We start from the raw sequence: 1574 nt of genomic DNA on the forward strand, positions 1-1574 counted from the left end.
GGCGATCACGGCGCGCGGCGCACCCCCCGACCGGAGCGCCGCGAACAGCACCGGGCCGCAGGACCCGTCGTGGCTGAGCGCGAGCGCGTCGGGCCGTTCGACGCGTCCACCGGGGGTCGCGCGGGTCTCGCCGCCCTCGAGCACCACCGCGCCGAGCGTCCGATCCGCGTCGATCACCGTCCCGGCGAGGCAGTCGTCCGCGTCCTCGCCGCGTACCTCGAGGACGCGCACCGACGTGCGGTCGTCGCCGACGAGGATGGCGATGCGATCGGCGGCGCCGCGGTCGACGAGTTCGTCGGCGAGGAGTGCCGCCGACCCCTCGACGGAGGAGGTCAGCAGCGCCGAGACGACCTGGGCGGATGCGGCGGCCCACGCCTCGCGCGTCCTGGCCTCCGCGTATCGACGTGCGTTGTCGATCGCGAGCCCGGCCGCCGTCGCGAGCGCGGAGATGAGCTCGACGTCCTCGTCGCTGAACGTGCCGCCGCGGCGGTTGGTCAGGTAGAGGTTGCCGAAGACCTCGTCGCGGACCCGCACGGGGACGCCGATGAAGTCGTTCATCGGCGGGTGGCCCTCGGGGAACCCGACCGATCGGGGGTCGTCGGCGATCGTGTCGAGGCGGATCGGGTCTGGGTGGTCGATGAGCGCGCCGAGCAGCCCTCGGCCCTCGGGCAGGTGGCCGATCCGCTGGACGGTGTCCTCCGGCATCCCGACGTGGACGAACTCCTCGAGGCCGCCCTGCGGGGCGAGCACGCCGAGCGCACCGTACTGCGCGTCGACGAGTTCCACGGCCGAGGTGACGATGCTCCGCAGCACCTCGTCGAGCTCGATCTCGCCGATCACCGACCGCGTCGCGTTCAGCAGGGCGCGCAGCCTGCCCTGCGTGCGCATGACCTCGCCCGCGCGCTCCACGAGTTCGTTGAGGGCGCGATCCAACTCGGATCGCGGTCCCTCGGGGAACGACAGCGGCGCGGGGTGCGGCATGCCACCTCCATCGGGGGGATGCTGCGAATCTACCACCCGGCGTGTCGCGGTCGGGCGAGGGACCAAAGGCCCCGGTACGGGGGCCACCGGCGCGGATGCTGGAGCCATGACGATCGTGGTCGGCGCCGACGGGAGTGTCGCGAGCCGTGCCGCCGTCGAATGGGCGGCGAGGCGTGCGCAGCGCACCGGGGATGCGCTCGTCCTGGTCACCGTCGTCGACGACGGCTGGGGCAGCCTCGGAGGGTCGGCCCTCGTCGAGCTCCGGGCGACCGCCGAGGATCGTGCCGAGCGCGAGGTGGACGTCGCGCGTCGGATCGCGCCGGAGATCGAGGTCCGCGGCGTCGTCGCCGTCGGGAGCCCGATCCTGACCCTCGCCGAGGCGTCCCGCGACGCCGACCTCGTCGTGGTCGGCACGCACAAGGTGGGGTACTTCCACGGCCGGGCGATGGGCTCGCGCAGCCTGCAGCTCGCCGCGGTCGCCGCGTCGCCGAGCGCAGTGGTCCCGGTGACCTCGTGGCGCGGCCGTTCGGGCGTGGCCGTCGGGGTGTCGGAGGGGCCCGACAGCGACGACGCCGTGCGCTTCGCGGCGGAGG

At 74.3% G+C, this 1574-nt stretch carries 2 protein-coding genes; one reads left to right on the top strand and one right to left on the bottom strand.

Annotated features, from left to right (window positions below; genetic code table 11):
• Nucleotides 1-981: GAF domain-containing protein (locus ESO86_RS16685; protein ID WP_207207200.1), on the bottom strand; the 981-nt coding region annotated here is incomplete at its 3' end.
• Between the two features lie 106 nt (nt 982-1087).
• On the opposite strand from ESO86_RS16685, the gene ESO86_RS16690 reads away from it, so the two are divergent.
• Nucleotides 1088-1574 (top strand): universal stress protein (locus ESO86_RS16690; RefSeq protein ID WP_165308210.1); only part of this gene is annotated, 487 nt, incomplete at its 3' end.

Source organism: Agromyces binzhouensis, assembly GCF_004135055.1.
Classification (GTDB): Bacteria; Actinomycetota; Actinomycetes; order Actinomycetales; family Microbacteriaceae; genus Agromyces; species Agromyces binzhouensis.